At 73.1% G+C, this 23,077-nt stretch carries 21 protein-coding genes; 12 read left to right on the top strand and 9 right to left on the bottom strand.

The window, feature by feature from the left end; genetic code table 11:
- The first annotated feature begins 261 nt into the window (after positions 1 to 261).
- Positions 262 to 1,074 carry a hypothetical protein gene (locus ACWD0F_RS45770; RefSeq protein ID WP_449888486.1) on the top strand — a complete coding sequence of 271 codons (813 nt, stop codon included), beginning with the start codon at positions 262 to 264 and terminating at the stop codon, positions 1,072 to 1,074.
- A gap of 105 nt (positions 1,075 to 1,179) precedes the next feature.
- Here the strand turns inward: ACWD0F_RS45770 and ACWD0F_RS45765 are convergent, their stop codons facing one another.
- Entirely contained in the window at positions 1,180 to 1,527 is a 348-nt protein-coding gene (locus tag ACWD0F_RS45765) for a hypothetical protein (protein ID WP_449888485.1), read from the bottom strand.
- Between the two features lie 81 nt (positions 1,528 to 1,608).
- Here ACWD0F_RS45765 and ACWD0F_RS45760 point away from each other — a divergent pair, with 81 nt between their 5' ends.
- Positions 1,609 to 2,199, top strand: a complete 591-nt coding sequence (locus ACWD0F_RS45760; RefSeq protein WP_449888483.1) for an alpha/beta hydrolase family protein — start codon at positions 1,609 to 1,611, stop codon at positions 2,197 to 2,199.
- A 52-nt stretch (positions 2,200 to 2,251) separates the two neighbouring features.
- On the opposite strand, the gene ACWD0F_RS45755 is transcribed toward ACWD0F_RS45760, so the two are convergent.
- Together ACWD0F_RS45755 and ACWD0F_RS45750 are read right to left on the bottom strand one after the other, a co-directional pair.
- Positions 2,252 to 2,449 carry a DUF5999 family protein gene (locus tag ACWD0F_RS45755; RefSeq protein ID WP_132341476.1) on the bottom strand — a complete coding sequence of 66 codons (198 nt, stop codon included), beginning with the start codon at positions 2,447 to 2,449 and terminating at the stop codon, positions 2,252 to 2,254.
- Positions 2,450 to 2,651: 202 nt separating this feature from the next.
- Positions 2,652 to 3,212 (bottom strand): TetR/AcrR family transcriptional regulator C-terminal domain-containing protein, encoded by a 561-nt coding sequence (locus ACWD0F_RS45750; protein WP_449888481.1) that lies wholly within the window; start codon positions 3,210 to 3,212, stop codon positions 2,652 to 2,654.
- Between the two features lie 114 nt (positions 3,213 to 3,326).
- Between ACWD0F_RS45750 and ACWD0F_RS45745 the strand changes: the two genes are divergently transcribed.
- Positions 3,327 to 3,725 carry a hypothetical protein gene (locus ACWD0F_RS45745; RefSeq protein ID WP_449888480.1) on the top strand — a complete coding sequence of 133 codons (399 nt, stop codon included), beginning with the start codon at positions 3,327 to 3,329 and terminating at the stop codon, positions 3,723 to 3,725.
- Between the two features lie 181 nt (positions 3,726 to 3,906).
- Here ACWD0F_RS45745 and ACWD0F_RS45740 read toward each other — a convergent pair whose 3' ends face one another.
- The 3 genes from ACWD0F_RS45740 to ACWD0F_RS45730 form a co-directional block, all read right to left on the bottom strand.
- Positions 3,907 to 5,241, bottom strand: a complete 1,335-nt coding sequence (locus ACWD0F_RS45740) for a sigma-70 family RNA polymerase sigma factor (RefSeq protein WP_449888478.1) — start codon at positions 5,239 to 5,241, stop codon at positions 3,907 to 3,909.
- Positions 5,242 to 5,423: 182 nt separating this feature from the next.
- Positions 5,424 to 5,744, bottom strand: coding sequence for a hypothetical protein (locus tag ACWD0F_RS45735; protein ID WP_449888476.1), 321 nt, complete (start codon positions 5,742 to 5,744; stop codon positions 5,424 to 5,426).
- 43 nt (positions 5,745 to 5,787) lie between these two features.
- Positions 5,788 to 6,930, bottom strand: coding sequence for an AMP-binding protein (locus ACWD0F_RS45730; protein ID WP_449888474.1), 1,143 nt, complete (start codon positions 6,928 to 6,930; stop codon positions 5,788 to 5,790).
- Positions 6,931 to 7,011: 81 nt separating this feature from the next.
- Here ACWD0F_RS45730 and ACWD0F_RS45725 point away from each other — a divergent pair, with 81 nt between their 5' ends.
- Positions 7,012 to 7,905, top strand: a complete 894-nt coding sequence (locus tag ACWD0F_RS45725; protein WP_449888495.1) for an o-succinylbenzoate synthase — start codon at positions 7,012 to 7,014, stop codon at positions 7,903 to 7,905.
- Positions 7,902 to 9,602 carry a 2-succinyl-5-enolpyruvyl-6-hydroxy-3-cyclohexene-1-carboxylic-acid synthase gene (gene menD, locus ACWD0F_RS45720; protein WP_449888472.1) on the top strand — a complete coding sequence of 567 codons (1,701 nt, stop codon included), beginning with the start codon at positions 7,902 to 7,904 and terminating at the stop codon, positions 9,600 to 9,602. Before ACWD0F_RS45725 ends, menD begins: the two co-directional genes overlap by 4 nt.
- Here menD and ACWD0F_RS45715 read toward each other — a convergent pair.
- Both ACWD0F_RS45715 and ACWD0F_RS45710 read right to left on the bottom strand, forming a co-directional pair.
- Positions 9,599 to 10,492: a 5'-3' exonuclease gene (locus tag ACWD0F_RS45715; protein WP_449888493.1), complete on the bottom strand. Its 894-nt coding sequence runs from the start codon at positions 10,490 to 10,492 to the stop codon at positions 9,599 to 9,601. The genes menD and ACWD0F_RS45715 overlap by 4 nt on opposite strands.
- Positions 10,493 to 10,502: 10 nt before the next feature.
- Complete coding sequence (locus ACWD0F_RS45710) at positions 10,503 to 11,744, bottom strand: PP2C family protein-serine/threonine phosphatase (RefSeq protein WP_449888470.1); 1,242 nt, start codon at positions 11,742 to 11,744, stop codon at positions 10,503 to 10,505.
- Positions 11,745 to 11,902: 158 nt separating this feature from the next.
- Here ACWD0F_RS45710 and ACWD0F_RS45705 point away from each other — a divergent pair, with 158 nt between their 5' ends.
- The 6 genes from ACWD0F_RS45705 (at position 11,903) to ACWD0F_RS45680 (ending at position 18,975) form a co-directional block, all read left to right on the top strand.
- Positions 11,903 to 12,997, top strand: coding sequence for a M24 family metallopeptidase (locus ACWD0F_RS45705; RefSeq protein ID WP_449888491.1), 1,095 nt, complete (start codon positions 11,903 to 11,905; stop codon positions 12,995 to 12,997).
- A gap of 50 nt (positions 12,998 to 13,047) precedes the next feature.
- A complete protein-coding gene (locus ACWD0F_RS45700; RefSeq protein ID WP_449888467.1) occupies positions 13,048 to 13,812 on the top strand; it encodes a protein phosphatase 2C domain-containing protein in 765 nt (254 codons plus the stop codon).
- A 61-nt stretch (positions 13,813 to 13,873) separates the two neighbouring features.
- The gene (locus ACWD0F_RS45695; protein ID WP_449888464.1) at positions 13,874 to 16,567 is read left to right on the top strand and encodes an AAA family ATPase; all 2,694 of its coding nucleotides are present in this window, start codon (positions 13,874 to 13,876) and stop codon (positions 16,565 to 16,567) included.
- Positions 16,568 to 16,757: 190 nt separating this feature from the next.
- A complete protein-coding gene (locus tag ACWD0F_RS45690) occupies positions 16,758 to 17,609 on the top strand; it encodes a terpene synthase family protein (protein WP_449888461.1) in 852 nt (283 codons plus the stop codon).
- A gap of 272 nt (positions 17,610 to 17,881) precedes the next feature.
- Positions 17,882 to 18,475 carry a GTP-binding protein gene (locus tag ACWD0F_RS45685; RefSeq protein WP_449888458.1) on the top strand — a complete coding sequence of 198 codons (594 nt, stop codon included), beginning with the start codon at positions 17,882 to 17,884 and terminating at the stop codon, positions 18,473 to 18,475.
- A gap of 23 nt (positions 18,476 to 18,498) precedes the next feature.
- Positions 18,499 to 18,975 carry an Lrp/AsnC family transcriptional regulator gene (locus tag ACWD0F_RS45680; protein WP_449888456.1) on the top strand — a complete coding sequence of 159 codons (477 nt, stop codon included), beginning with the start codon at positions 18,499 to 18,501 and terminating at the stop codon, positions 18,973 to 18,975.
- A gap of 173 nt (positions 18,976 to 19,148) precedes the next feature.
- Here ACWD0F_RS45680 and ACWD0F_RS45675 read toward each other — a convergent pair whose 3' ends face one another.
- Positions 19,149 to 20,372, bottom strand: coding sequence for an ROK family transcriptional regulator (locus ACWD0F_RS45675; protein WP_449888453.1), 1,224 nt, complete (start codon positions 20,370 to 20,372; stop codon positions 19,149 to 19,151).
- Between the two features lie 320 nt (positions 20,373 to 20,692).
- Between ACWD0F_RS45675 and ACWD0F_RS45670 the strand changes: the two genes are divergently transcribed.
- Complete coding sequence (locus ACWD0F_RS45670) at positions 20,693 to 22,885, top strand: HelD family protein (RefSeq protein ID WP_449888451.1); 2,193 nt, start codon at positions 20,693 to 20,695, stop codon at positions 22,883 to 22,885.
- Positions 22,886 to 23,077 lie beyond the last annotated feature (192 nt).

Below are 23,077 nucleotides of genomic sequence, written 5' to 3'. Positions count from 1 at the left end.
CCGGTCCCCCCCCACCCTACCGCCTCCCCGGCAACTTTTCTCCACACTCGCCGCCCCGGGCGGGGCCGGTGTCCGGGCGGGGGGGGCGGCCCCCCGCGACCCCGGCGGCGGGCGGGGCCCCGCGCCCCCCGGCCCGCCTCAGGCTTCGCGGGGCGCCTCCCCGCCGTCCGGAACTCCGGCCAGTCCTTCGGCGTCAAGTGAGCAGACATGATCGCGAGAAGTCGTTAGGCTTCGGTGCGACCGTCGCCACAAGGAGCTCTCTTGACGTCCTCAGAGCTGGAGACCCCGCCCCTCGACACACCTCTCGACACGGCCCGCCGCCTGGCCGAGCACGGTGACCTCGACGGCGCCGCCGCCATCCTCGCCGAGCTGGCCGCCGATCCCGACGGACCCGACAGGGCCCAGGCCGCCGTGGGGCTCGCCGTGGTGCTGGAGGAGCGTGGCGACGTCGAGGCGGCCCGCGTAGCCGCCAGGACCGCGCTGGCCACCGGCCATCCTGAATACGCCGCGCAGGCCGCCTGCCACCTGGCGCAGGGGTTCGAGCGGGAAGGGCGCACCGGGCAGGCCAGGGCCGCCTGGCAGGCCGTGCTCGGGATGGGGACGGCCGCGTACGTGCCGCTGGCCCATCTGGCGCTGGCCCGGCTGGCGGAGAGCCCGGAGGAGGCCGAGAAGGAGCTGCGGGCCGCCGGGCCGGCCGCGATGGCGGCCGGCGACGACCGTCTCGGGGCGCACGCCGCGCGGCGCCTCGCCGACCTGCTGATGGAGCAGGGCGAGCCCGGGGAGGCCGCTGAGGTGCTCCTGGACGCGCTGGAGGCCGCCCCGGACGAGGAGGTGCCCGGACTGCGGGTGCAGCTCGGGATGGCGCATCTGGACCTGGCGTGCGCGGAGTTCGCGGAGACGGTGGAGGGCGGGGCGGACGCGCGGGCGAGCGCGCTGGCCATCGAGCTGCTGGCCCGCACGCTGCCGCTGCGCGGACGCGAGGCGGACGCGGAGCGGGTCTGGTCCTACGGCCTGGAGCACGCCGACGAGGCCCTCGCGGCGGAGGTCAGGCTCCGCTACGGCCGCGACACCTGACACCTCCGGCCCGGCCAGTGGCGCCGACTGGCTACCGCTTGTTCGGTCGGCCATGACGCCTGACACCGTCGGCCGGTCGGCCGCGGTGCCTGGCGTCACGACCGGTCAGCCGCGGCGCATGATGGCGCCCGCGGCGGCCACGTTGATGATCACGATGGCCAGCCACGTGATCGTCAGGCCGACCAGCCCCGCGTTGGCCGCCGCGATGGCCGTCAGCGGGATGCCGATGCCCATCGAGCCCAGCGCGATCGGGATCATCGCCGTGCCCGGGTTGCCCTTCTTGGGCGGCCCGCCGCCATGGTGGTGGAGCTCGGCCCGCACCCGGGCGGAGATCGTCTCGTCGAGGCGCTCCACGAACGACTCGACGAGCGCGGTCTCGTAGTCCGGGCCGAGATCGCGACGGGCGTCGAGGGTGGCTTGAAGATCATCCCGGAGCGGGCGCTTGTCTGGCATGAGGCCATCATTCCCTTCCCGCGCCGCGCCGTCATCCGCCCTGGGGGGTAAGGCGCCATCCTCCCCAGGTACGGTGCTGCCATGGAGGTCATCACCCCGCGAGGGCCCGCGCTGGTCCAGATCGACGAGGCCGCCGATCCCCGCCTGCTGCTCGTGCTGACCCACGGCTCGGCCGGGGGAGTGGCGGCGCCCGATCTCCTGGCCGTGCGCGACGCCGCGCTCGCGGCGGGGGCCAGTGTGGCGCGGGTGACGCAGGCGTTCAGGGTGGCGGGGGCGCGGGCGCCGGGTTCGCCGGTGCGTCAGGACGAGGCGTGGGAGATCGTCCTGAGCGAGTTGCGCGCCTGCCGGCCGGATCTGCCGCTGGTGCAGGGCGGCCGGAGCAACGGCGCGCGGGTCGCCTGCCGCACCGCGAAGGCGGTCGGCGCGGCGGCGGTGGTGGCGCTGGCCTTCCCGCTGCATCCGCCGGGCAAGCCGGAACGTTCCAGGGCCGATGAGCTGCGCGGTGCGGGCGTGGACGTGCTGGTGGTCAACGGGGACCGGGATCCGTTCGGCGTGCCCGACGCCGCTGACGCCGCACGGCTGGTGGTGCTGCCGGGGGAGGGGCACGATCTGAAGCGGGACCCCGCCCGGGTGGGCGAGGTCGTGGCGGAGTGGATCGGCCACTACGCCTAGCTCGGGGTCGCTTCTGTACGGCTTCGCGGACGGCGCCGCGCGCTGCGCGCGATCAGGCCGCGCCGACCAGCGGATCCGGCCGATGCGGGGCGATGACGGTGCCGCTGGGAAGGAGCTCCCCGGTGTCCTCGAACAGGACGACGCCGTTGCAGAGCAGGCTCCACCCCTGCTCGGGGTGGCAGGCGAGGGTGCGTGCCGCCTCGCGGTCAGGCGCCTCAGCGTCCGGACAGGCCGGGTCGTGCGGGCACATCGGCGTGCCTCCGATATCTCGTGGGATGCTCCCGTTTGGAGGGGCGGGAGCCGGCTCGGATTTGTGTCTTATGGCAAGTGTGCGACCTACGTCACAGTTTGCGACATAGCCCGTTTGGACTGTTACAGGAGGATCCCTGATTCGTGTGACCTTCGACACAGCGTGCCTTATGCAGGATAACGGGCCAAGCGTGACACGCGCATCACGTTTGCAATCCCTTGAGAAGGGCTTCGAGCCCGCGCTCGAAGTCCATATCGGCCCGTTCGTCCCGCCTGACCCATTCGTCTACCTCGGGGTCGGCCCAGCCTGACTGCTGCACCTCGACGGCGACGCTGCCGAACACGAAGGCCCGCAGCGAGCGCACGGCCTCCGCCGCGTCGTCCAGGCCGCCTTCGGTGAGCTGCTCGATCTGCTCCTTGATCGCGACGGCCGTGGCGCCCTTGGGCGGTTTGGTCAAGGCCAGGGCAAGAACGCCCGGATGATCCCGGAGCAGCTCCCTGTTGGCCCGGCACCAGGCCTTGGCGGTCTGCTGCCAGCTCGGCCCCTGCTCGACGTGGACCGAGGTCACGTGCTCGGCCAGGGCGTCCATGAGCGCCTCCTTGCCCCGGGGCAGGTGGTGGTAGATGGCCATGGCCTCCACCTGGAGCGCGTCGCCGAGCCTGCGCATCGTGAGCCTGCGCAGCCCCTGGCTGTCGGCGATGTGGAGCGCGGCCTCGATGATGCGCTCGCGGGAGAGGGGGACGGGCGGTCTCTTGGCGGGCATGGTGATCATCTTACTTCGTAAAGGGCGCCGCTCCGGGGCGATTTCCGGCCGTGTCGCGGAACGGCGTACCCTTGCGCTTGAACCTGTACCGATCGTGTGAAGGGGCCTGAGTCCATGGCGTTTTTCCGTCCGCGGGTGAGCCGGGAGGCCGAGGTCCGCTACCACGCGGACCTGGAGATCTCCAGGAGCTTCCCCGAATTGCTCGACAGGGCCCGTCAGTCCGAGCAGATCGTGCGCGACCTGCGTGCCGCGTCGGCCGATGACATCGAGCTGCAGGCCGCGGGGCGGGAGTTCGACCGGGCGCTGACGGAGGCGCTGCGGGGCGCCGAGGCGGGGCAGCGGTCGACGTTCGGCGTGAAGGCGTATGACGACCGGATCGCGCGGCGCAAGGCCAAGGCGACGCCCGCCGGCGCCATGTGGACCGCCGAGGTGGACCGCCTGCGCACGCTGCGCGAGGACAACCGGATGTGGGGCATCCCCCAGGTGCCGCGCCGGGTCCCGGCCGCCCGCTGAGCGGGCTCCCGGCGCGAGCGCGCCGGGGTGGATCATCAGACCTGCGGACGACCCCGGCATCTCAGTGTGCCGGGGTTACGGCATGTGCCGGGGTCACGGCACCCGGAAGGCGTGGCATGCGCAGGGCGTGGCATGCGCAAGGCCCCGGCATCTTGAGAGATGCCGGGGCCTTGCGGGTGTCTCAGCTGGCCCAGTCGAGCAGCGGGCGGGTGTTGCTCGGGTGCCGCAGCTTGGACAGCGACTCCTTCTCCAGCTGACGGATCCGCTCCCGGGTCAGCCCCAGGTGCTTGCCGATCTCGTCGAGCGTGTGCGGCTTGCCGTCCACCAGGCCGAAGCGGAGTGCCATGATCTTCGCCTCCCGGGGTGAGAGGTTCTCGAGCACGCCCCGGAGCTGGTCGCCCAGGAGCTGGCGGTCGACGATCTCCGAGGCCTCCGGCGAGTCGACGTCCTCGATGAGGTCGCCGATCGTGGTCTCCCCGTCCTCACCGATCGTCGCGTTGAGCGAGATCGGCTGGCGGCTGGTACGCAGCAGCTCCTCGATCTGGTCCGGCGTCTTGTCGAGCTCGATCGCCAGCTCCTCGGGCGTGGGCTCACGCCCCAGCTTCTGGTGCATGTCGCGCTCGATGCGCGACAACTTCGACAACATCTCCAGCACGTGCACGGGCAGCCGGATCGTCCTGGCCGAGTCGGCGAAGCCGCGCTGGATGGCCTGGCGGATCCACCACATGGCGTACGTGGAGAACTTGAAGCCCTTGGTGTAGTCGAACTTCTCCACCGCCCGGATCAGCCCGAGGTTGCCCTCCTGGACGACGTCGAGCAGGGACATGCCGCGGTCGGTGTACTTCTTGGCGACCGAGACCACCAGGCGGAGGTTGGCCTCCAGCATGTGGTCCTTGGCCCGCCGCCCGTCCTCGATGACCATCTCCAGGCCCTCACGGACGGCCCGGGACGGCTTGGGGCCGGTCTCCAGCTTGTACTCGGCGTACAGACCGGCCTCGATGCGCCTGGCCAGCTCGACCTCCTGCGCGGCGGTGAGCAGGGTGCGGCGGCCGATGGACTTGAGGTAGGTGTGCACGGAGTCGCCCATGACGGACTGCGTGTCGTCGAGGTCGGCCGGCTCGTTGTCCAGCTCGGCCTCCTCGGCGCTCAGGGCGAGGTCGCCGGGCCCGTCTTCGTCGTGCTCAGGCCCGGGGGACGCGGCGTTCGCGTCAGCCGCCGCGGGGGTTTTTGCCTCGGCCGCCTTGCGGCCGGTAGTCTTTGCCCGCGACGAACTCTTCGAGGTCTGCGCGGTCTTCTTCTTGGGGGCGGTCGTGCTGAGAGACGGCTCGTTCTCCGCGGCCAGGCTCACGCCGGCCTCTGAGAGCTCACGCAGGATCGTGCGCCCTTCAGAGGGGCTGATACCTGCCTCCGCGAAAGCGTCACGCAGCTCCGCGAGAGAAAGGTGACCCTGCGCCCGCCCTCGTTCGATCAGTTGATCGAGAGTAGCGGGTGGGGTCGCCACGGCAGTTCTGGGCATGAGGACACCTCCTCCGTACGGAGTGAGAAACGATCAGGTTGTATGGGTGGGGCGGCTTCCGCGTTCGGCACGGCGCACACCAGTATCAATAACGCCATTCGCCGCCATTTGTTCCCGCATGGCCAGAAGGCGGACGAAAGAGGGGCGGATCGCCCATAGACGAACCGCCCCCCGGGTACGTCTTATTCCGTCACGATGACGTCTCCGGATGACACTCCGGGCATCGGCATGGGCTGCGCGTCCTCCATGCGCTGGTCCGTCCAGTAGTCCAGGACCTTGCCGGGATCGGGGTTGACCTCCCTGGACACGACGATGTCGTCGTCCGCGGGGGTCTGCCGGTCCGACGGGCCGCTGGATGGGACGTCCTTCTCCACCACGGCTCGCGTCTCCTCGCCGGCCTGGTCCAGCCTGCCCGCTGAGGCGGCCGCCGCGATGGAGGCGCCTGCGACGACGATCACGCCGACGATGGCCGCGGATGCCCACATCTTGCGGGTCTGATGCATGAAGGCTCCCTCCCTCTCCCCAATATGACGCAGCCGCAACGCATCAGGTTCCTGTCCTCAGCCGTACCACATCGGTCTTGCCGTTGGGCAACAGCGGCAGCCGGGGCACCAGGCGCAGGTCGCGCGGGGCGGCGTGAGGGGGAAGCCTATCGCGGCAGTATGCCCTCAAATGCGCAAGTGTCGGGGGTGTGTCCGGACCTCGGGGGACCACGATGGCGGTGACGCGCTCGCCCCATTCGGCGTCGGGTACGCCGATCACGGCCGCGTCGGCCACCTCGGGATGCGTGCGGAGCACCTCGGCCACGGCGGCGGCCACGACCTTCTCGCCGCCGGTGTTGATCACGTCGTCGGCCCTGCCGAGCACCCGGAGCCGGCCGCCGGACAGCTCGCCCAGATCGGAGGTGACGAACCAGCCGCCGTCGAAGGGGGCCTGCCCGAAGCGGTAGCCGGTGAACAGCGTCGGCCCGGAGATCCTGATCAGGCCGTCCGCGCCGATTTTGAGATCTACATCGTCAAGGGGCCGGCCGTCGTACACGCAGCCGCCACTGGTCTCGCTCATCCCGTACGTCGTCATGACCCGCGCGCCGAGGTCGCGGGCCCGCTGCACCAGCCCAGGCCCGGGCGCGGCCCCGCCGAGCAGGATCGTCTTGAACACCGACAGGTCCGCTCCCGACTCCACCAGCCGGTGGAGCTGGGTGGGCACCAGGGAGACGTGGTCGGCCCCGGAGCCGAGGACCGCGCGCGGATCGAAGCCGGCGTGAATGATCGGCTCGCTCTCCGACAGCAGGGCGCGGACGAGGACCTGCAGGCCGGAGATGTGGGAGACGGGCAGGCAGCACAACCAGCGCTCGCCCTTGGACGCCTCCGCCCGCCGCAGGGAGGCCGCCGCCGAGGCGCGCAGCGCGGTGGCGGAGAGCATCACCCCCTTGGGCGCGCCGGTGCTGCCGCTGGTGGCGATGACGACCGCCACATCGGCGGGGACGCCCTCCCCGCCGGCCTGGGCGGCGCCGTCGACGTGGGTGGGGCGCAGCGCCTCCAGCACGGGGCCGGGCCGGCCGGGAGACAGCGGGAGGACGGCGGGGCCGTCGCCGGAGAGCGCGGCCTGGACCGCTGTGAACAGGGCGGGTCCTGGAGGCTGCACAATGGCATGCAGCGGACGGTCCGGATGCGACGGGTTCCTCCACATGCTCGTAAGGTTAATGGCGACAGGTCGGACAGAGGCTCAGGGAGGGTCGTGACGCGTTCTCCCGTGGTCTTCAGGATCCCGATGCGCACCCGTTTCCGGGGGCAGACCGTCCGGGAAGGCGTGCTGCTGCACGGCCCGGCGGGGTGGGGCGAGTTCTCCCCCTTCCCCGAATACGGCCCGCGCGAGTGCGCCCGCTGGCTGGCGTGCGCCCATGAGGCGGCGTTCGAGGGCTGGCCGGAGCCGGTGCGCGACACCATTCCGGTCAACGCGACCGTCCCCGCCGTGGGCGCCGAGCAGGCCCATGACCTGGTGCGCCGGTCGGGGTGCGGCACGGCGAAGGTCAAGGTGGCCGAGCGCGGGCAGAACTTCGACGACGACGTGGCCAGGGTGGAGGCCGTGCGCGACGCCCTCGGGCCCGCCGGCCGGCTCCGGGTCGACGTCAACGGCGCCTGGAGCGTCGATGAGGCGGTGCGGCGGCTGAAGCTGCTCGACCGCTACGACCTGGAATACGCCGAGCAGCCGTGCGCCACCCTGGAGGAGCTGGCGGCGGTGCGGCGGGCCTGTGACGTGCCGATCGCGGCCGACGAGTCGATCAGGCGGGCCGAGGACCCGCTGCGGGTCCGGGCGGCCGAGGCCGCCGACATCGCGGTGGTCAAGGTGCAGCCGCTCGGCGGCGTGCGCAACGCGCTGCGGGTGGTGGAGGCGTGCGGGCTGCCCGCGGTGGTGTCCAGCGCCGTGGAGACGTCCGTCGGGCTCGCGGCCGGGGTGGCGCTGGCCGCCGCGCTGCCCTCGCTGCCCTACGCGTGCGGGCTCGGCACGATGCCGCTGCTGGCGGGTGACGTGGTCGGCGACTCGCTGACGCCGGTGGACGGGCGGCTGGCCGTACGACGCCCTCCCGTAGATTTTGAGCGTTTGTCGGCTTTTGAGATTGATTCTCCCCCATGGCTTCGCCGGATGCAGGAGGCGTCACGTTGAACCCCGCTACCGCGCTGGCCACGGTCTTGGTGGACGAGCTGGTGCGCTGCGGCCTGACCGACGTGGTGGTGGCGCCCGGCTCGCGCTCGGCCCCGCTGGCGCTGGCGCTGCACGCGGAGTCGCGGGTGCGCCTGCACGTGCGCGTCGACGAGCGTTCCGCCTCGTTCCTGGCGCTCGGGCTGGCCAAGCGCTCCGAGCGGCCGGTCGCGCTGATCTGCTCCTCCGGCACCGCCACCGCCAACTTCCATCCGGCCGTCATCGAGGCCAGCGAGTCGGGCGTGCCGCTGCTGGTGCTCACCGCCGACCGCCCGCCGGAGCTGCGCGGCACCGGCGCCAACCAGACGATCGACCAGATCAGGCTGTACGGCACCGCGACCCGCTGGTTCGCCGAGGTCGGCGTGCCGGAGAACCGCCCCGGCCAGGTGGCCTACTGGCGCTCGCTGGCCTGCCGCGCCTACCAGCGCGCCTCCGGCCCGGCCAACCCCGGCCCGGTCCACCTCAACCTGGCCTTCAGGGAGCCGCTGATCCCCGACGGCGACACCACGTGGTGCGAGCCGCTCGACGGCGCCGCCAACGGCCCCTGGGTGCGGGCCAGGGTCGCGCCCCCGCCGATCGCCCTGCACATCCCGCCGACCCGGCGCGGCGTGCTCGTGGTCGGCGACGGCGCCGTCAACGTGCGCCGCTACGTCGCGGCGGCGGGCATGGCGGGCTGGCCGGTGTTGTCGGAGCCGAACGGCGGCGGCCGCTACGGCGACCACGCCATCTCGACCTACCACTACCTGCTGGGCACGCCGGAGTTCGCCGACGCGCACCGGCCCGACGTGGTCGTCACCCTCGGGCGGCCGGGGCTGAGCCGGCCGTTGTTGTCGTGGCTGCAACGGGCCGGCGAGCACATCGTGGTGGCCCCCGACCTCGACCGCTGGCCCGATCCGACGCGGTCGGCCACGCAGGTGGCGCAGGCGGTGGAGATCCCGGTGGCCTCCGGCGACGACACCTGGCTGCACGCCTGGCGGCAGGCCGACCGGGCGGTCAGATCGGCCCTCGACGAGGCGCTCGACGTGTCGGGCACCAGCGAGCCGCGCCTGGCCAGGGACCTGGTGGACCTGCTGCCGAACGGCGCGCTGCTCTACTGCGGCTCCTCGATGCCGATCAGGGACCTGGACCAGGCGATGCGGCCGCGGCGCGGCATCCGGCTGATGGCCAACCGGGGCGCCGCCGGCATCGACGGGCTGGTCTCGGCGGCGATGGGGGCGGCGCTGGCGCACAACGGGCCCTCCTACGCGCTGCTGGGCGACCTGTCGTTCCTGCACGACCAGAACGGGCTGATCCTGGGCCCCCGCGAGCCCCGGCCCGACCTGTGCTTCGTGGTGGTCAACAACGACGGGGGCGGCATCTTCTCCCTGCTTCCGCAGGCGGCGGTGCGCGATCCGTTCGAGCGGGTCTTCGGCACGCCGCACGGGGTGGACCTGGGTTACGTGGCGGCGGCGACCGGCACGCCGTACACGCTGGTGAGCGACATCACCGAGCTGCCCAAGGCGATCCGCGGCGAGGGGCTGCGCCTGGTCGAGGTGCGCACCGACCGCGAGGAGAACGTGCTCGTGCACGCCCGCCTGCGCGAGGTCGCGCAGGAGGCCGTCCGAGGCGTCGCCGGGGAATGGCACGCGGCGGAGACCCCGGAGACCGGCGCGGGGGATTAGGCGCTCAGGGCGTCGAGCAGCCGGTTGAGCGGGCTGTCCAGGCCCCAGCGGTCGGCCAGGCGCACCAGCGCGTCGCCGTCGCGCGGCTTGGCGGGCAGGGCGAGGTCGGCGGCGGGCAGCGGCGCGTCGGGAGCCACCTCGACGACGGCCGGAGCGGCGCTGAGATAGTCGCGGGCGGCGGCCAGCTTGGTGCGGCTGCCCGCGGGGAAGCCCTCGGCCGCGCCCGCGTCCAGGGCCGCCAGCAGGGCGTCGAGGGTGCCGAACCGGGTGATCAGGGCGGCGGCGGTCTTCTCGCCGACGCCGGGCACGCCGGGCAGGCCGTCGCTGGGGTCGCCGCGCAGGGTGGCGAAGTCGGCGTAGGCGCGCCCGGGGATGCCGTATTTGGCGGTGACGAACGCCTCGTCCACGATCTGCAGGTTGCGGATGCCGCGGGCGGTGTAGAGGACGCGGACCGGGCGGGCGTCGTCGACGAGCTGGAACAGGTCGCGGTCGCCGGTCACGATGTCGACCGCGCCCCGCGCCCGGTGGGTGAGCGTGCCGATCACGTCGTCGGCCTCGTAGCCGGGCGACTCCAGGCGCGCGATGCCGAGCGCGTCGAGCACCTCCTCGATGACGGCGATCTGCGGCACGAGCGTGGCGGGCACCTCCTCCACGTCGCCGTGGGCGACGCGGTGCGCCTTGTACGTCGGGATCGCCTGGACGCGGAAGGCGGGCCGCCAGTCGGCGTCCATGGTGGCCACGAGCTCGGTGGGCGAGTGCCGGCGCACGAGGGTGGCGATCATGTCGATGAGGCCGCGGACCGCGTTGACCGGCGAGCCGTCGGGCGCCTTGATCGACTCCGGGATGCCGAAGAAGGCACGGAAGTAGAGGGACGGGGTGTCCAGAAGCATGAGCACGCCTCTATGGTCGCATTCCTCGCGGCTCCGCGCCGGTGCGCGCCCGTGGGGGCTGCTCGCCGCCCAGGACGCCGACCGCCAGCAGGCAGGCGTCGTCCTCCGGGTTGGGGCCGCCGATGTCGATGAGGAGGCGATCCAGCCCGGCGTCGAGGTCGCGGCCCGGCACGTCGCGGGCGGCGGTCAGGGCCAGGCCGAGGCCGACGTCGATGTCGCGGGTGCGCCGCTCGACCAGCCCGTCGGTGAACATCAGCAGCAGGTCCCCCGGCAGCAGCTTCGTGGTCGCCAGCTCGTACGGACGGCCGGAGGTGGCGCCGAGCAGCACGCCCCTGGGCTGGGCGAGCTGGCTGGCGACGCCGTCGCGGACCAGGATGGGCGCCAGGTTGCCCGCCTGGCTCCAGGCGAACACGCGCGTCTCCGGATCGAGGTGGCCGATGATCGCGGTGGCGGTGGTGTCCTTGAGCTGGTGCAGGACGAGGTCGTTCAGCCAGGCCAGCAGCCGGTGGGCGGGCCGGCCGGTCATGGCCAGGCCGACGAGGGCGTGGCGGAGCTGGGCCATGTGGGCGATGGCGGGCAGGCCGTGGCCGGAGACGTCGCCGATGGCCAGCAGCAGGCGGCCGTCGGGCGTGGGGGCGGCCTCGAACCAGTCGCCGCCCAGGTTGGCGGTCTTCTCGGCCGGGACGTAGCGCACCGCGATCCTGGTGTGCGGCAGGTCGTGGCAGACCGGCTCGGGCAGGATCGCGTCGCGCAGGGCGAGCATGACGTGGCGCTCCTCGGCGGCCCGCTCACGGGTCTCCAGGAGCTGGCGGCGCGACGCCGACACCATGCGCTCGGCGCGGCGGCGGCCGGTGATGTCCTGGATGACGCCGTGCAGGCCGGCGGGGCCGTCCGGGGCCGTCAGCGGTTCGAGCACGACCCGCAGGTCGCGCAGCTCGCCGCTCCTGCGGATGCGGAACTCCGCCTGGACCGGCTCGACGCCCTGCGCGGCCGACCACAGCAGCCGGTCGAGCGAGCCCACGTCGGCCGGCTCGACGTACTCGGCCAGCTCGGGCAGGGAGACGGGGCCGTCGGCCGGGTCCCGGCCGAAGATCACGTAGACCTGGTCGGACCAGATCGCGCCGCCGGTGTGGAGGTGCCACTCCGCCCAGCCCATGTTGCCGAGCCGCTGGGCGTGCGCCAGCCGTACGGCGAGCATCTCGGCGTCGCTCTCGTGGCCGAGCAGCTCGGCCGCGCCTATGACGTCGACCATCGTCTCACTCTCAACTACGGGTGGATCTGGACAATTGACCCCACACTACGTGACCGTCATGGGACAGAGCGTGGTGATGGGTTGCCGTGTTGTGAGACCTTTTCGCGGATTTTAGGAGGCGTGGTCCGAGTAGATTATCCGCTGTGACGTCCTCAGACTTGTATCCCGTGTCCCGTCTGGCCGCCGTTCAGGAGGCCACCGCCAAGGCCGGGCTCGACGCCCTGCTGCTCACTCCCGGCCCCGATCTGCGTTACGTGAGCGGTTACGAGGCCAAGCCGCTGGAGCGCCTGACGTGTCTCGTGGTGCCCGCGGCCGGGGAGCCGTACATGATGGTGCCGCGCCTGGAGCTGCCGGCCGCGCAGGCATCGCCCGCCTCCCGGCTGGGGCTCGATTTCGTGGCGTGGGACGAGACCGACGACCCGTACGCGATCGCGGCGGCCCGCCTGGGCCGGGTGGCCAAGGTCGGGCTGGCGGACCGGATGTGGGCCATGTCCTCGCTGCGCTTCCGCGCGGTGCTGCCGGAGGCCGAGCAGGTGCTGGCCGGAAGCGTGCTGCGGGAGTTGCGGATGCGCAAGTCGCCCGCCGAGACGGCGGCGCTGCGCGAGGCGGGCGAGGCGATCGACTCGGTGCACCGGCTGGTGCCCGGGCTGCTGCGCGCCGGGCGCACCGAGCGGGAGGTGGGCAGGGACATCGCCGAGGCGATCCTGGCCTCCGGGCACGACACGGTCGACTTCGTGATCGTCGCCTCCGGCCCCAACGCCGCCAGCCCGCACCACGAGGTGTCCGACCGGGTGATCCAGGCAGGCGAGCCGGTCGTGGTCGACATCGGCGGCCAGCTCCACAACGGCTACTGCTCCGACTCCACGCGCACCTACGGCGTGGGGGAGCCGCCCGCGGAGTTCGCCGCCTACTACGAGGTGCTGCGGCGGGCGCAGGACGCGGCCTGCGCGGCGGTGCGGCCCGGCGTGTCGTGCGAGTCGATCGACGCGGCCGCCCGCGACATCATCGCCGAGGCCGGCTACGGCGACTACTTCATCCACCGCACCGGGCACGGCATCGGCATCGAGACGCACGAGGAGCCCTACATCGTCTCCGGCAACGGCGAGCCGATGGAGCCCGGGTTCGCCTTCTCCGTCGAGCCGGGCATCTACCTGCCGGGCCGCCACGGCGCCAGGATCGAGGACATCGTGGTGTGCGGGCCCGACGGCGGCGAGCGGCTGAACAACACGCCGCGTGAGCTGGTGATCGTCTGAACGCGGGCGGGAGCGCCCGTCAGGCCGGGGCTGCGGACCGCTGACCCGTCATGTTCGCTGAGGTCGTGTACGCCACCAGCCCCGGCTCCCGGCGGCCCAACGAGGACCTGGTGATCGCCGGGCCGTCGTGGATCGTCGTGCTCGACGGGGCCACGGCGGCCGACGGGGTGGACGGCGGGTGCGCGCACGACGTGCCGTGGCTGGTCGCGCGGCTCGGCGGCGCGCTGTCCGCCGGGCTGTCCGCCGATTCCGGCACGCCGCTGCCCGCACTCCTGGAGGCGGCCATCGTGGACACCATGGCCGCGCACGGGGGCGCCTGCGACCTGGCCGACCCCGACTCGCCGTCCGCGACCGTGGCCCTCGTCAGGAGCGGCCCCGAGCGGGTGGAGTGGCTCGTGCTGGGCGACTCGCCGGTGATCCTGTCGCGCGCGGGCGGCGGGATCGAGGTGATCGGGGACGACCGGCTGGAGCGGCTGCCGGGCGGGCGGCCGTACTCGCTGGAGCTGGTGCGCCGGACGCGCAACGCGCCCGGCGGGTTCTGGGTCGCCGGCGCCCGGCCCGAGGCGGCCGGCCAGGCGGTGCACGGCGCGGCGGACGCGCGGGAGGTGGCCGCCGCGGGGGTGTGCACCGACGGGGTCACGCGGCTCGTCGAGTGGTACGGCTGGAGCTGGGACGACCTGGCGGCGGCGCTGGCCGGGCCGGGCCCCGAGGCGGTGATCCGGGCGGTGCGCGACCTGGAGGGCGCCCGCGGGCCGGTGCGCGGGAAACGGCATGACGACGCCACCGCGGTCTGGGGCCGGGTGCGTCCGCGCTGAGGTGTATCAGAGCAGACCTCCGGTGCTCTGGGAAGGCGAAGGGCGGCGGAGGAGGTGCGCCATGTTCGTCGGCAGGACGGCGGAGACGTCCCTGCTGCGCGCGGAGTCGCGCGCGGCGGGCGCGGGCCGCGTCAGAAGGGTGGTCGTCGAGGGCCCCGAGGGCATCGGCAAGACCGCGCTCGTCCACCACGCGCTCGGCGGGGAGGCGGGCGTGCGGGTGCTGGCCGCCAGCGGCGAGCAGAGCGAGCGCCGGCTCTGTCTCGGCGTCGTGCGCCAGCTCGCCGACGAGGCGGGCCCGCGCAGGGTGGCGCCCGCGCTCGGCGGCGCCCGGCGTGACCCCTGCGCCGCCGGGCAGGCGCTCTGCGACGTCATCGGCACCCTGCAGGCGGACGCGCCGCTGGTCGTGCTCGTCGACGACGCCCAGTGGGCGGACCGGCCGTCGTTGCGCGCCCTCGGCTACGTGCTGCGCCGCCTGCGGACCGGCCGCGTGCTCGTGCTCATCGTCTGCCGCGACCTCACCGGCCCGTGGCTGCCCGACGGCCTGCGGCGGCTGCTGACCGGCGACGACACCGTCCGCCTCACGCTGGACGGCCTGAGCGCCGCCGACCTGACCGCCCTGACGCCCCTGACCGGGCAGATCCGGCCGACGGGACCGACGGGACCGACGGGATCAACGGGATTGACGGGACCGGCAGCGTCGGCGGGCCGGATCGGGCCGTCCGGCTCGGCCGGTCCGGAGCCGGGCCTCAGCGCCGCGGCGGCCACCCGGCTGCACGACCACACCCTGGGCAACCCGCTGCACGCCCGCGCCCTGCTGGCGAGCGTGCCCGCGCCGGTGCTCGGCGACCCCGGCGCCCGCCTGCCCGCCCCCGCCACCTACCTGCGGTCCTTCCTCCGCCGCCTCAGCGCCTGCACCGACGGCGCCCGGCAGCTCGTCGCCGCCGCCGCCGTGCTCGGCGGGCGCTGCCCGCTGCACGTCGCCGCCACCGTCGCCACCGCTCCCGGCGAGCCGCTGATCGCTCTGGAGGAGGCCGTCGCCGCCGGGGTGCTCCGTGAGCTGCCCGGCCGCCTGGTCGACTTCCCCGAGCCGCTGGCGCTGGCCGCCGCCTACGACACCCTCGGCGCGGGCACCAGGGCCCGCCTGCACCTGACCGCCTCGCTGCTGGCCGACGACACCGGCACGGCGCTGCGGCACCGGGCCGCCGCCGCGGGCGGCCCCGACGAGGCCCTGGCCGAGGAGCTGGCCGGCTTCGCCGCCGAGGCCGCGCGGCACGGGCGGTGGCCGGACGCCGCCGCCTGCCTTGACCTGGCCGCCGGGCTCACCGAGTCGGCGGCGCGCCGCGACGAGCTGCGCACGGCCGCCCTGGAGCACGTCCTCATCGGGGGCGATGTGATCCGGGCGACCGAGCTCGCCGCCGTGCGCAACGCCGACCCGCGCCCGGTACGCGGATATGTGCTGGGGCGGCTCGCGCTGGTGTCCGGACGCTTCGAGGAGGCGTCCGAGCTGCTGGCCGGGGCGTGGCGGCACAGAGAGCCCGGATTCGCCGCCGACGTGGCCGAGCAGCTCGCGTGGCTGCATCTGGTCACGGGAGAGCGGGGGGCGGCGGTGAGCTGGGCCCGCCTGGCGCTCGAGCAGCCCGTCGAGGGCGCGGTCGCCCGGCCGTACGACGTGCTGGCGCTGGGAGGGGCACCCAGCGCCGGCGCGCCCGCCGACAGCCTGGCTGCGGCGGTCGCGCACCTGGCGCGGGACGCGCCCGAGCAGGCGGTCGCGGTGCTCAAGCGGGTCGTGGCCGCCGCCGCGCGGGCGGGGGTGCCGCATCACTGGCTGCAGGCCGCCGCGCTGCTGGCCGTCGCCGAGCACAGGACCGCCCGCTGGGACGGCGCCGCCGCCCGGGCCGAGCAGGCGCTGCGTGAGGCGGCGGCCCTCGGGCAGCGCTGGCTGCTGCCGTGCCTGGAGGCGGTGTGCGTGGCGCCGCTGGCCGCCCTGGGCGAGCACGAGCGCGCCCGCGCCCACGCGAGCGCCGCCAGGACCGCCGCCCGCGAGCTGCGGCACGCGCTCGGCGAGCATCAGGCCGACCTGGCGGCGGCGCTGCTCGGCGTCGAGGGCGCCCCGGCGGGGGCCGATGACGCGTTCGTGCCCGACCCGAGGCCGGTCCGGATCGAGGCGCTGGTCGCCGACGGGCGGCTGGAGGAGGCCGAGCGGACACTCGCCGCGTTCGACCAGAGCGGCTCGGCGCGGCGGGCCGGTCCGCGCGGGCAGGCCGAGCGGATCAGGCTGGGCGGCCTGCTGCTGGCCGCCAGGAACGTTCCAAGACAGGCCGAGGAGGGCTTCGCCCGCGCGCTGGCGCTGGTGGAGTCGGGGGTGTGCCCGCTGGAGGAGGCGCTGGTGCTGCTCGACCTCGGCCGGCTGCTGCGCCGCACGGGCCGGCGCAAGGCGGCCGCGGAGCGGCTGGCCGCCGCCCGCGCCATCTTCGAGCGGCTCGGGGCTCGGCCGCTGGTGGACCGGTGCGCGCGCGAGCTGGAGGCCTGCGGGCTGGAGCCGCCGGCCACAGTACGCCTCGGGCTGACGCCGCAGGAGCTCAGCACCGCCACGCTGGTGGCCGGCGGGCTGACGAACCGGCAGATCGCCAGGGAGCTGCTCATCAGCGTCAAGACCGTCGAGTACCACATCGGCAAGATCTACACCAAGCTCGGCATCGGCTCGCGCGTCGCCCTGGCCGCCAAGCTCGCCGCGATCGGCCAGGCGGCGAGCTGAGGCCCGCGCTCACCCCCCGCCGCCGGAGGGCACGAGGTGTCGTTCACAGCCATCGGAGCAGGCTGAACGGCCACGCTGCTGATACCTTGATCGATACTGTGTGATCATGAAACAATTCTCAGCAGGTGTGCACCTCCGGCTGTTGAAGGGTCGTCGCCCATGACGCGCGAGCCGAGCGAGCGGCGCTAGGGTGCCGGACGACGGGCTGGACGACGCGTTCGAGCTCGGCAGGACCTGCGCGCTGGCCGCCGAGTGCGGCAGGGATCTGCGGCACTGCGCGCAGATGTACGGCGGTCTGTTCCCGCCCGCCGCCTTCGGCGCCGATCTCTACCACGCCCTGACCCTGGGCACGGCCTTCAGCGCCCCCTGGGCCGCCGCCTCCCGCCTGCGGGTCGTCAACAGGAGCACGTTGTGGGTGCTGGCCCTCGACCGGCTCGTCGACCACACCGCCACCACCCGCGAACAGGTCAACCGCCTCACCCGCGAATGCCTGTCGGTCGCCGACGGCGCCGTGCCCCGCTCGGCGGTCACCCGCTTCCTGGCCGACCTGCGCGACGAGCTGGCCACGGTCAAGGACTTCGAGGACCTGCAGTGGTTGTGGCGCGACCAGCTCGCCCGGATGCTGGCCGGCATGGCCAGGGGCTGGGTGTGGCGCGACACGCAGGCCGTGCCCACGCTGGCCCGCTATCTCGACAACGCCGACAGCCGCGGCACGTGCTTCGTGGACGTCTCGCACTGGATCTACACGGCCGACGACTGGACCAGGGCGCATCTGGAGGACCTGCGGGCGGTCAGCAGGCACGTACAGCGCTATCTGCACCTGCTGGGCGACGTCGCCTCCTATCGCAGGGACGTGAGCTGGGGCGATCTGAACGTGCTGGCGCTCGGCGTCAGCCGCGCCGAGGTGACGGAGGCGATGGCCGGCCTCGCGCACGAGGCGGCCCACCTGATCGAGCCGGTACGCGAGCACAGCCCCCGCACGGCCGCCTACCTAAAACGACAAATGGGATTCCACGCTGGTTTTCACGGCATTTCCGGCTAGTTCCGGACGCGGTTATGGTCTTGTCGGATAGCATGACAACGCCCTTTGACTGCGGCGCGGCCGGGTCGGCGATTAACGGGGCTAGAGACGACAAACTGTGACATTTTGTTTCTTGTAAAAAATTGCGACTTGAGTGCAAAATGTGGCGTTGCTAGGGTGGCTCGTTGCCAGGCATGTGGATCGACCTTCTCAACGCGCCTTGACAGGTACCACTGACCACGGCACCTCAGGGGCGGGGTTGAGCTTGCGCGGAAATGTACGGGCGGTGCTGCATGGAATTCGGTCGCTCTGACCATTGGCGGCTGCCGACGGCGATCAAGATCTTGGTCGCCGGAGGATTCGGCGCGGGCAAGACCACCATGGTGACCGCCGTCTCCGAGACGCGGCCACTGCGCACGGAGGAGGCGCTCACCCAGATCGGGACGCACGTCGACGACCTCGACGGGGTCGAGCGCAAGCTCACGACCACGGTGGCCATGGACTTCGGGCGGATCACGATCCGCGACGACTACATGCTCTACCTGTTCGGCACGCCGGGCCAGGAACGGTTCTGGTTCGTGTGGGACGAGCTGGCCATGGGCGCGCTGGGCGCCGTGGTGCTGGCCGACACCCGCCGCCTCGACGACTGTTTCCCGGCGGTCGACTACTTCGAGAAGCGCGAGCAGCCGTTCATCGTGGCGCTCAACGCCTTCGACGGCGTGATGCCGTTCACCGTCGGCGAGGTGCGCGGCGCGATCGGCCTGGAGCCGGACATCCCCATCGTGCGCTGCGACGCCCGCAGGCGCGACTCCGGCAGGGAGGTGCTCATCACGCTGGTGGAGCATGCCATGCGCAGGGGCGCCACCCCGGTCGGGACCATGTCGTGACCATGACCGGCTACCTTTGACCGATGGAGGAGATCGACCGCCGGATCGTCACGCTGCTGGCCCAGGACGGCCGTATGAGTTTCACCGACCTGGCCCGGGAGACCGGGCTGTCGGTCTCAGCGGTGCACCAGCGCGTACGCCGTCTGGAGAAGCGCGGGGTCGTCCGCGGATACGCCGCGATCATCGACCATGACGCGGTGGGGCTGCCGCTGACCGCGTTCGTGTCGATCAAGCCGATCGATCCCGCCGCGCCCGACGACGCCCCCGAGCGGCTGGCCCACCTGCGGGCCATCGAGGCGTGCCACAGCGTCGCGGGCGACGAGAGCTACATCCTCAAGGTGCGGGTCGCCTCGCCGGTGGGGCTGGAGGACCTGCTGCAGCAGATCCGCGCCTCGGCCAACGTCTCGACGCGCACCACGGTCGTGCTCAGCACCCCCTACGAACATCGTGCCCCCGAGGTCGCCGGCGAGCCCGCGGCCACTCCGGACGGACACGTCTGACGGGGCCCTGACGGCTTCCCAGGGCTCTACAGGCTCCACCCAAGGGCGGCAACGGCTTCAGGCCGCCCCCGAGGGCGCGTAACAGGCGCGCCGCGGCGCCCTCGGCCGCCCCCAGCCGCGGCGACCGCCAGAGGGACGAAGCGCACGGGGGTGCCTCCTGCCAGGCGGATGGATCAGGTGGGATCGGCGCGCGCCGATCGCGGCGGGCCGGTCGTGGAGCCGAAGATCTCCTCGCGCACGGTGTCGAGGGCGAGGTCGAGCGCGCCGGCCAGCACGGGATTGCCTTCGACGCTCGACAGGCGGACCTGGGGCTGGGGGATGGTCAGCGCGTGCAGCTCGTGCTCGACCAGCTCGCGCAGGGTCTCGCCGCCCGGCAGCACGACGCCGCCGGTCAGCACGATCAGCCCGGGGTCGATGACGGAGGTGACGGCCGCCAGGCCCACGGCCAGCCGGGCGGCGACGTCGCGCAGCCCGGCCCGGGCGTCGTCGGACCGCTGGCCGGAGCCCTGGGCCGCCCGCACGGCGTTCGCGACGGCCTGGCCGAAGCCCGCGCCGCGCACGCCGTACGAGCGCAGCAGCTTCAGCACGGCGGGGCCGCCGGTGAGCGCCTGGTAGCCGTGGCTGGCGTAGCGGCCGGACTCGCGGGCCGTCGGCGCGCCCGGGGTCGGCATGTAGCCCACCTCGCCCGCGCCGCCCGTCGCGCCCCGGTGCATGCGCCCGCCGAGCACGATGGCCGAGCCGATGCCCTCGTCGGCCCAGAGCAGCACGAAGTCCCGATGACCCCGGGCGGCCCCGTGCGCCTGCTCGGCGAGGGCGACGAGGTTGACGTTGTTCTCCACGCTCACGGGCACGCCGAGGCCGGCGCTGAGCGCGGGGACCAGGTCGGGGATGTGCCAGCCCGGCACGTCCTTGGCCGCGGCGTACCCGAGCCCGCCGGTGGACGGGTCGATCGCGGCCTGCACCCCGATCACGACCCGGCGCAGCTTGTCCGGCGGGTCCGCGCCCCGCAGGGCGGCGCCGAGCCGCTCCACCAGGTCGCCGTGGGGGCGGCGCGGCGTCGGCAGGACGTGCTCGCCCACGACCGTGCCGGTGATGTCGGCCACCTTGGCCTCGATCCGGCCGGGGGTGACGTCGAGCGCGCCCACGTACGCCGCCGCCGGGTTGATCCGGTAGACCTCGGCCGTACGCCCCGGCAGGCCCTCCCTGATGCCGTCCAGAACGACCAGCCCCGCCTCCTGCAGCCGGGACAGGAGCTGGGACGCCGTCGGCTTGGACAGCCCGGTGAGGACGCCGATCTCGGGGCGGGTCAGCGGGCCGCGGTCGAGGAGGGCCCGCAGCGCGGCGCGATCGTTGATGGCGCGTAGCAGACTGGGGGTCCCCGGCACCGGACCGCTCACGGCGACTCCTTGATCGTGAGTTAGGAAACTTTCCTAACTGCTCACGAACATAGGAAGGCTCTGTGTAACGGTCAAGGGGCGAATGTCAGACGTAATCGGAGGAGCGTTAGGGGGAAAGAAGGGGAGAGTGCCTCAACAGGCATGCTAATGTCGTCGTTTGTCGTAACAACAAGCAGAATGGCCCGGAGTGTCCCATTAACCACAATAATGGTCAGGCGGCAACTCGTCAAACAGAGCTCGCCAGAGAGCAGGCGTACGTCACCCTGCTCTACGACCGGCTCGACGAGCTGCGCGAACGTACCCAGCGGCAGCTCAAGGAGGTGCTCGCCACGGGCGCTGTCGGCACGCTGCAGAACCGGTCGGAGCGCGACACGTTCGCCGACATGTACGCCGCCCGGCTCGCCCGCCTCTGGGCGGTCGAGCGCGGCCTCGTCTTCGGACGTCTCGATCACGTCGACGAGGGCCGGCTGTACATCGGCAAGCTCGGCCTCACCGACGACGAGCAGCAACGCCTGCTCATCGACTGGCGGGCGCCGGTGGCGCAGCCGTTCTACCGCGCCACCCCGGCCGCGTCCATGGGCGTGACCAGGCGGCGCCACCTGCAGACCAAGGGGCGGGCCGTGGTCGGCGTGGACGACGACCTGCTCGACTTCGACTCGCTCACCGACGACGACCGCGCCACCCTCAACGGCGAGGCCGCGCTGCTGGCCGCGCTCGACGAGCGGCGCACCGGCCGCATGCGCGACATCGTCGCCACCATCCAGTCCGAGCAGGACCGCGTCATCCGCGCCGACCTGAACGGCGTCCTGGTCGTGCAGGGCGGCCCCGGCACCGGCAAGACCGTCGTGGCGCTGCACCGCGCCGCCTACCTGCTCTACACCCACCGTGAGCGCCTGGAGCGCCGGGGCGTGCTCATCCTCGGGCCCAACCTCACCTTCCTGCGCTACATCGAACAGGTCCTGCCCTCGCTCGGTGAGACCGACGTGCTGCTGTCGACGGTCGGGGAGCTCTATCCCGGCGTGACCGCCACCACCAGGGAGCGCCCCGAGGTGGCCGCGCTCAAGGGCGACCTGCGGATGGCCGAGGTGCTGGCCAATGCCGTGCGCGACCGGCAGAAGGTGCCGCGCAAGCCCATCGACCTCACGATCGGGCGCATCACCCTCACCATCGACCGCTCCATGCTGGAGGGTGCCAGGAACAAGGCGGCCCGCACGCGCCGCCCGCACAACCAGGCCCGTGCCGTGTTCGTCAGGTCGCTGCTCAACGCCCTGGCCAGGCAGCAGGCCCGCAAGATCGGCAAGGGGCTCATCGACGATGACGACCTGGCCGATCTGCGCGAGGAGTTGCGGACCGAGCCGGTGGTCAAGTCCGCGCTCAACCGGCTGTGGCCCTACCTGACGCCACAACGCCTCCTGCTCGGCCTCTACGGCTCCCCCGAGCGTCTCGGTTACGCCGCCGCCGATCTGAGCCCTCAGGAGCGTGCTCTGCTGCGCCGGGACGGCGGCGCGTGGACCGAGTCCGACGTGCCGCTGCTCGACGAGGCCGCCGAGCTGCTCGGCGAGATCGACGAGCAGGTGCTGCGGGCCAGCGCGCTGCAGGCCGAGGAGGAGCTGGCCGCCGCCAGGCAGGCCGAGGAGAGCGAGCGCGAGGCCGAGCTCTCCTACGCCCGCGAGGTGCTGGAGCTGACCGGCCTGTCCGACGTCGTGGACGCCGAGCGCCTGGCCGAGCGCCAGCGCGGCGGGGGCCCCTACCTCACCACCGCCGAGCGCGCCGCCGCCGACCGCACCTGGGCCTACGGGCACGTGATCGTGGACGAGGCGCAGGAATTGTCGCCGATGGCGTGGCGGGTGCTCATGCGGCGCTGCCCGACGCGTTCCCTGACGATCGTCGGCGACATCGCCCAGACCGGTTCCGCGGCCGGGGCGCGGTCGTGGAAGGAGGCGCTCGACCCGTACGTGGCCGGGCGCTGGCGCCAGGAGCGGCTCACCGTCAACTACCGGACGCCCGTCGAGCTGATGGCCGTCGCCGCCCGGGTGCTGGCCACCATCGACCCCGGACTGCGGGCGCCCACCTCCGTCCGGGAGGTGGGCGTGGAGCCGTGGTCGGCGCCGCTGTCGGCCCTGCCCGAGCTGGTCAAGGCCGAGGTCGGCGAGGGCGGCAAGATCGCCGTGGTGGTGCCGGACGCGCTGCTGTCCGCTGTGGGGGAGCAGGTCACGCGGGCCGTGGCCGGGGCGGTCGTGGTGACGCCGGGAGAGGGCCGGGCCAAGGGCGCGGCGGCTCTCGACGCGCCGGTGGCGGTGCTGGGCGTGACGGACGCGAAGGGCCTGGAGTTCGACTCGGTGATCGTGGCCGAGCCGGATCTCATCGCGGCCCAGTCGCCGAGAGGTCCCAGCGACCTGTATGTTGCTCTGACCCGGGCCACGCAACGGCTCGGGGTCGTTCACGAGCGGCCGCTGTCGCAGGCTCTGCAGGGCTTGTCAAGCCGCTCGCCGACACCGGCAAATGGGCTTTGACTCCTTTACCTCATATGTCCCACCTGCGGAAACTTGATGTTTCTGCTGATCGGGACACGGTTGACATCTGAGGTGGAGTCGGTAGTTTGCTGCGCAGTCCAGCACGGGACTTGGCCGGTTGGCCGTCTCTGACATCGCCGGATCCTGCGTCCGTGACGGAGTGTGACTTCGTCCACACAGCCAGGTGCAGGG

The sequence above is a fragment of the Nonomuraea sp. NPDC002799 genome, assembly GCF_053592075.1.
Note: the sequence above shows the minus strand (reverse complement) of the source record. Positions and strands in the feature narration are given on the sequence as shown.